We start from the raw sequence: 6251 nt of genomic DNA, 5'->3' as shown, positions 1-6251 counted from the left end.
GCCGCAAGGCGGCCCCTGGGCTCTCAATGCATAAAGAACCAGATCAGGATGATCACCGGAATCGGCACCCCAATCATCCACAGCAGTATCGAGCGCATGGCCGTTCTCCTCGTTCGGTGTTAATCAAAGGAGGTGCAGCCCCCATGCCAGCTGTATCAAAAAGTTACATGCATACGAATCAAGCCCTTAGCCGATAACCGCCTGGGAAAACCGTGCAAAATGCCGGATCCATGCCCTTGCGCCTGGGTTTTCTGCAATGCACTATCGAGCCCATGACCGCCACTCCCCTCCCCGACGGCCCCGGGCAGACCCCGCTCACCGCCGACACCGTCATGCGCTACCACCTGTGCTGGAAGCATCGCGACCTGGACGGGGTGATGGCGCTCTACCACCCACATGTCCAGTACCACGACTTCTTCCAGAACCGCGTGCTCGGCTTCGACGAGCTGCGCGACTACGTGCGCGCCTGCCTGCCCCATGAAGCCGGCGAGGACATCGTCCACAGCGACCGTATCCGCGTCGACGGCTGCACCGCGTTCATCCAGTACCAGGTCACGGTCCAGGGTGGCGAGGGATTGGTGGCGTTCCAGTCCAGCGAGGCGATCACGGTCAGGGACGGGTTGATCTGGCGGGTCAACGAATACGCCACCCTGGTACGCCAGGGCGGCAACGCCAGCCTGCCGGGCGGCCCGCGTCCGGCCACCAGCCGCCTGGGCCTGTCACCGCGCCAGCTGTCGACCATGGCCCAGGACCTGGAGCACTACTTCCAGGCCCAACGCCCCTATCTCGACCCGGAACTCGACCTGCAGCAGGTCGCCGACGCAAGCGGCTACAGCCGCAACCAGATCTCCTACCTGCTCAACCAGGTGCTCGGCCAGAGCTTCTACCGCTACGTCAACCAGGCGCGCCTGCAACACCTGATGGCCAGCCTCGCCGACGCCAGTGCACGCACGCCCATCGACGAACTGGCGTTCAATGCCGGCTTCAACTCGCTGTCGGCCTTTTACAAGTGCTTTCGCGAGCATACCGGGCTGTCGCCCAAGGCGTATCTGAAGCAAATTTCCCTGCGTGCACGCACGTAAGACAGCCCCGCCCGCGCTTCACTAGGATCGCCCACAGACCCCAGCGGATGTGGAGCCCGACCCGATGCAACCCCTGCGCACGATCAGCCTGTGGATGGACCAGCTCGACGAGCCCCTGTGCGCACGCCCCGCACTGCGCCAGGACCTGGACCTCGATGTGTGCATCATCGGCGCCGGCTACACCGGCCTGTGGACCGCCTACTACCTCAAGCGCCAGGCACCTCAGCTGAACATCGCCGTGATCGAAGCCAATATCGCCGGCTTCGGCGCCTCCGGGCGCAACGGCGGCTGGCTGATGGGCAACCTGCTGGGCGAGGACCGCCTGCTTGCCACGCTCTCGCCGCAACAGCGGCGTGAAAGCATCGACCTGCTGCACGGCATCCCCGACGAAGTCCACAACGTGCTGCTGCGCGAAGGTATCGCCTGCGACTACCGCAAGGGCGGCGTGCTGTACTGCGCCGCCCGCTACCCGGAACAGGAGCGCAGCCTGCGCGCCTGGCTCGATGACCTCTACCGCCAGGGCATGAACGAAGACGACTACCGCTGGCTGCGCCCCGAACAGCTGGATGCCCAGTTGAAGGTGAGCAACCCCTACGGCGCGCTCTACAGCCCACATGTCGCCACGATCCAACCGGCCAGATTGGTGTGCGGCCTGGCGCGGACGGTCGAGGCCATGGGCGTGCCGATCTACGAGAACACCCCGGCCATCGACTGGCAGACCGGCGAAGTGCGCACCCCGCTGGCGCGTATCCGCAGCCACTGGGTGGTGCCGGCCGTCGAAGGCTACGCCGCCAGTCTGCCACCGCTCGGGCGGCACCAGTTGCCGGTGCAGAGCCTGCTCGTGGCCACCGAGCCGCTGCCCGAGTCGACCTGGGAACAGATCGGCCTGAGCCAGGGCCAGGCCTTCAGCGAAAACAGCCGCCAGGTCACCTACGGCCAGCGCAGCGCCGACAACCGCCTGGTGTTCGGCGCCCGCGGCGGCTACCGCTTCGGCGGTCGCCTGCGCGAAGACTTCACCCTCACCGACAACGAGGTCGAACTGCGCCGCTACCTGTTCGGCGAACTGTTCCCGCAGCTCAAGCATGTGCGCATCACCCACTCCTGGGGCGGCAACCTGGGCATGGCCCGGCGCTTTCGCCCACATATGCTGTGTGACCGCCAGCGCGGCATCGCCTTGTCCGGTGGCTACGGCGGCGAAGGCGTCGGCGCCACCAACCTGGGCGGGCGCACCCTGGCCGCGCTGATCCTCGGCCAACACAACGCACTCACGGCCCAGCCCTGGGTGCACGACAACCGCCCGTTGTCGAGCCTGGCCAGCTGGCCACCGGAGCCCTGCCGCTGGCTGGGCTACAACGCAATCATCCAGAGTTTCGTCCACGAGGACCGGACCCTCGCCAACCCGGCCAGCGCCCCCTGGCGGCGGCGCCTGGCCAGCGGTTTGGCCGACTTCATGGAAGGTTTCATGCACTGACTTCCCTTCATCACCACACAGGATCCACCGGTCATGAGCATCACCCAGTTCAAGCACACCGACAGCGCCATTCTGGACAGCTCCACCCCAGTCGCCGTGCCCCTCGGCGAGCCGGTCGCGGTCACCTCGGTCACTTGCGTCGAACGCAGTGACGGCGTCGAGACCGGAATCTGGGAGTGCACCCCGGGGCGCTGGCGGCGGCAGATCGTGCAGCAGGAGTTCTGCCACTTCCTCAAGGGCCGCTGCACCTTCACCCCGGACGGTGGCGAGCCACTATTCATAGAAGCCGGAGACGCCCTGATGCTACCGGCCAACAGCCTCGGCACCTGGGATATCCAGGAGACCGTGCGCAAGACCTACGTACTGATTTTCTGATCCGCTGAACCGCTGATCGCCTGCCTTCGATAACAACAGACAAAGCAAGGTAACCCCGACATGCGCACGCTCCTTATCGCTCCCCTGATGCTGGCCGCAGGCGTGGCTGGCGCCGCCGACTCGGTGAAGATCTACAACTGGTCGAGCTATATCGCCCCGGACACCCTGAAGAGCTTCCAGCAAACCACCGGCATCGTGCCCACCTACGATGTGTTCGACAGCAACGAGACCCTCGACGGCAAATTGATGACCGGCAACTCCGGCTACGACGTGGTGTTCCCTTCCAACCACTTCATGGCCCGGCAGATCCAGGGCAAGGCCCTGAAAAAACTGGACAAGTCGCAGCTGCCGAACTGGAAGAACCTCAACCCGGTGCTGCTCAAGGCCCTGGAGGTGAACGACCCTGGCAACCAGTACGGCTTCCCGTACCTGTGGGGCAGCACCGGGATCGGCTACAACATCGACAAGGTCAAGGCGGTGCTCGGCGACAGCGCCCCCATCGATTCGTGGGACCTTTTCTTCAAGCCCGAATATCTTTCCAAGCTCAAGAGCTGCGGCGTGGCGGTGCTGGACAATGGCCCCGAGCTGCTGCCGATCGCCCTGCACTACCTGGGTTTGCCGCACCACAGCCAGAACCCGGCCGACTACGACAAGGCCAAGGCACTGCTGATGAAAGTGCGCCCGTACATCAGCTACTTCCATTCCTCGAAGTACACCGGCGACCTGGCCAATGGCGACGTGTGCCTGGTGGTGGGCTTCTCGGGTGACGTGCTGCAGGCGAAGAACCGTGCCGAGGAGGCGAAGAACGGGGTGAAGGTGGGCTACTCGATCCCGAAGGAAGGCGCGCCGATGTGGTTCGACATGGTCGCCATGCCGGCCGATGCGCCCAACGAGAAGGCTGGCTACGCCTACATGAACTACCTGTTGCAGCCGCAGGTGATGGCGAACATCAGCAACTTCGTGCAGTACGCCAATGGCAACCAGCAAGCTGACACGCTGGTGGACCCGGCGATGAAGGGCAACACGATGATCTACCCGAGCGCGGATGTGATGGGCAAGCTGTATGCGCTGGAGGCGATGCCGGCGAAGATCGACCGCATTCGCACACGCATCTGGACCAGTATCAAGGCCGGGAATTGATTGCAGGCATTACGCGCCCCCTGTAGGAGCGGCCTTGTGCCGCGAAAGGGCCGCGTAGCGGCCCCAGGGTTCAGTGTTAGGCAAAGATCTCTGGGGCCGCTTTGCGGCCCTTTCGCGGCACAAGGCCGCTCCTACAGGGTCAAGTGCAGGCCTGCGGAATCAATGATGCTCGCGGGTCGCGCGGAACTTGATGTCCGGCCAGCGCTCTTCCATCAGCGCCAGGTTGACCCGGGTCGGGGCCAGGTAGGTCAGGTGACCGCCACCGTCGATGGCCAGGTTCTCCACGGCCTTGTTCTGGAATTCCTCGAGCTTCTTCTTGTCGTCGCAGCTGATCCAGCGCGCCGACCAGACGGTGATCGGCTCGTAGGCGCACTCGACCTTGTATTCTTCCTTCAGGCGGCTGGCGACCACGTCGAACTGCAGCACGCCGACCGCGCCAAGGATGATGTCGTTGCTGCGCTCGGGGAAGAACACCTGGGTCGCGCCCTCTTCGGCCAGCTGCTGCAGGCCCTGGCGCAGTTGCTTGGATTTCAGCGGATCCTTCAGGCGCACGCGGCGGAACAGCTCCGGGGCGAAGTGCGGGATACCGGTGAAGCCCAGCGCCTCGCCTTCGGTGAAGGTGTCGCCAATCTGGATGGTGCCGTGGTTGTGCAGGCCGATGATATCGCCGGCATAGGCTTCTTCCAGTTGCTCGCGCTCGGAGGAGAAGAAGGTCAGCGCGTCACCGATGCGCACGTCCTTGCCGGTCCGCACGTGACGCATTTTCATGCCCTTCTCGTACTTGCCCGAGCAGATGCGCATGAAGGCGATACGGTCGCGGTGTTTCGGGTCCATGTTCGCCTGGATCTTGAACACGAAGCCTGAGAACTTCTCTTCCACCGGCTCCACGGTACGCTCGTGGGCGACACGGGCCAGTGGGCGCGGCGCCCAGTCGACAACGGCGTCGAGCACATGGTCGACTCCGAAGTTGCCCAGTGCGGTACCAAAGAACACCGGCGTCAGTTGGCCATTGATGAACTCGTCCTGATCGAACTCATGGCAGGCACCCTGTACCAGCTCCAGCTGCTCGAGGAAGCGATCGTACTCGTCACCCAGGTGCGCACGGGCTTCATCGGAGTCGAGCTTCTCGATGATCTTCGCCTCGGTACGCTCATGGCCGTGGCCCGGGGTGTAGACAATGATGTAGTCGCCGGCCAGGTGGTACACGCCCTTGAAGTCGCGGTAGCAACCAATCGGCCAGGTGATCGGCGCGGCCTTGATCTTCAGCACCGCCTCGATCTCGTCGAGCAGTTCGATCGGGTCGCGGATGTCACGGTCGAGTTTGTTGATGAAGCTGACGATGGGCGTGTCGCGCAGGCGGCAGACGTCCATCAGGGCGATGGTACGCGGCTCTACACCCTTACCGCCGTCGAGCACCATCAGCGCCGAGTCCACCGCGGTCAGGGTGCGGTAGGTATCTTCCGAGAAGTCCTCGTGGCCGGGGGTGTCGAGCAGGTTGATCATGTGCTCGCGGTAGGGGAACTGCATCACCGAGGTGGTGATGGAGATACCGCGCTGCTTCTCCATTTCCATCCAGTCGGAGGTGGCGTGGCGGTCGGACTTGCGCGACTTCACGGTGCCCGCGACGGCGATCGCCTTGCCCATCAGCAGGAGCTTCTCGGTGATGGTGGTCTTACCGGCGTCGGGGTGGGAAATGATTGCGAAAGTGCGGCGCTTCGCGACTTCGGCGGCCTGGTTGGTCATGGGAAATCGCCTGACTGGGGATTCAAAAAGGGGCGATATCATACCTGAAGTCGGGCGTCAGGCCAAAACAAGCCCCAACGGTTCGACCCAATTCGCCCCTGCCGCATTGGTTAACCATCGACAAGCGAATCGCCGGCAAGCCCCTCGATGGTTATAGGAGCGCGGCCAGGCAGATGAGCGACCAGCTCCAGTCTCCCCCCCATGGCTTCCAGATAGTCACGCAACGTAGAGATCAACATATCGCTACGGTTCTCGAACCTGGAAACATTGCCCTGACGAACGTCAAGGCGCTCGGCCATGCTTTCCTGGGTGATCTCGAGTTGTTTACGCAAGGCCTGAAGCGTCATTTCCTCACGAATCAGTTCGCGACCACGCTCCTCGATTCTTGCCCTGCGCTCAGGCGTCAGCTCGTTCATCACGTCTTCAAGTGTCTTGTACAT

At 63.5% G+C, this 6251-nt stretch carries 6 protein-coding genes; 4 read left to right on the top strand and 2 right to left on the bottom strand.

Annotated features, from left to right (window positions below):
* The first annotated feature begins 272 nt into the window (after positions 1–272).
* From NMG10_RS13760 to NMG10_RS13745, 4 genes are all read left to right on the top strand, one after another.
* Positions 273–1082, top strand: a complete 810-nt coding sequence (locus tag NMG10_RS13760; protein ID WP_232855661.1) for a nuclear transport factor 2 family protein — start codon at positions 273–275, stop codon at positions 1080–1082.
* 64 nt (positions 1083–1146) lie between these two features.
* Positions 1147–2553, top strand: a complete 1407-nt coding sequence (locus NMG10_RS13755) for an FAD-binding oxidoreductase (RefSeq protein WP_254464536.1) — start codon at positions 1147–1149, stop codon at positions 2551–2553.
* A gap of 33 nt (positions 2554–2586) precedes the next feature.
* Positions 2587–2928 carry a cupin domain-containing protein gene (locus tag NMG10_RS13750; protein WP_203650757.1) on the top strand — a complete coding sequence of 114 codons (342 nt, stop codon included), beginning with the start codon at positions 2587–2589 and terminating at the stop codon, positions 2926–2928.
* Positions 2929–2988: 60 nt separating this feature from the next.
* The gene (locus NMG10_RS13745) at positions 2989–4068 is read left to right on the top strand and encodes a polyamine ABC transporter substrate-binding protein (protein WP_203650756.1); all 1080 of its coding nucleotides are present in this window, start codon (positions 2989–2991) and stop codon (positions 4066–4068) included.
* Between the two features lie 159 nt (positions 4069–4227).
* Here NMG10_RS13745 and NMG10_RS13740 read toward each other — a convergent pair whose 3' ends face one another.
* Both NMG10_RS13740 and NMG10_RS13735 read right to left on the bottom strand, forming a co-directional pair.
* Positions 4228–5811: a peptide chain release factor 3 gene (locus NMG10_RS13740; RefSeq protein WP_203650755.1), complete on the bottom strand. Its 1584-nt coding sequence runs from the start codon at positions 5809–5811 to the stop codon at positions 4228–4230.
* A gap of 110 nt (positions 5812–5921) precedes the next feature.
* The gene (locus NMG10_RS13735) at positions 5922–6251 is read right to left on the bottom strand and encodes an XRE family transcriptional regulator (RefSeq protein ID WP_203650753.1); all 330 of its coding nucleotides are present in this window, start codon (positions 6249–6251) and stop codon (positions 5922–5924) included.

The organism is Pseudomonas sp. DVZ6 (assembly GCF_024259445.1).
Classification (GTDB): Bacteria; Pseudomonadota; Gammaproteobacteria; order Pseudomonadales; family Pseudomonadaceae; genus Aquipseudomonas; species Aquipseudomonas peradeniyensis.
Note: the sequence above shows the minus strand (reverse complement) of the source record. Positions and strands in the feature narration are given on the sequence as shown.

What these genes read in the sequence shown, in the direction of transcription:
- NMG10_RS13740 (WP_203650755.1), bottom strand. Translation starts at nt 5,811, where the DNA reads ATGACCAACCAGGCCGCCGAAGTCGCGAAGCGCCGCACTTTCGCAATC.
- NMG10_RS13750 (WP_203650757.1), top strand. Translation starts at nt 2,587, where the DNA reads ATGAGCATCACCCAGTTCAAGCACACCGACAGCGCCATTCTGGACAGC.
- NMG10_RS13735 (WP_203650753.1), bottom strand. Translation starts at nt 6,251, where the DNA reads ATGTACAAGACACTTGAAGACGTGATGAACGAGCTGACGCCTGAGCGC.
- NMG10_RS13755 (WP_254464536.1), top strand. Translation starts at nt 1,147, where the DNA reads ATGCAACCCCTGCGCACGATCAGCCTGTGGATGGACCAGCTCGACGAG.
- NMG10_RS13760 (WP_232855661.1), top strand. Translation starts at nt 273, where the DNA reads ATGACCGCCACTCCCCTCCCCGACGGCCCCGGGCAGACCCCGCTCACC.
- NMG10_RS13745 (WP_203650756.1), top strand. Translation starts at nt 2,989, where the DNA reads ATGCGCACGCTCCTTATCGCTCCCCTGATGCTGGCCGCAGGCGTGGCT.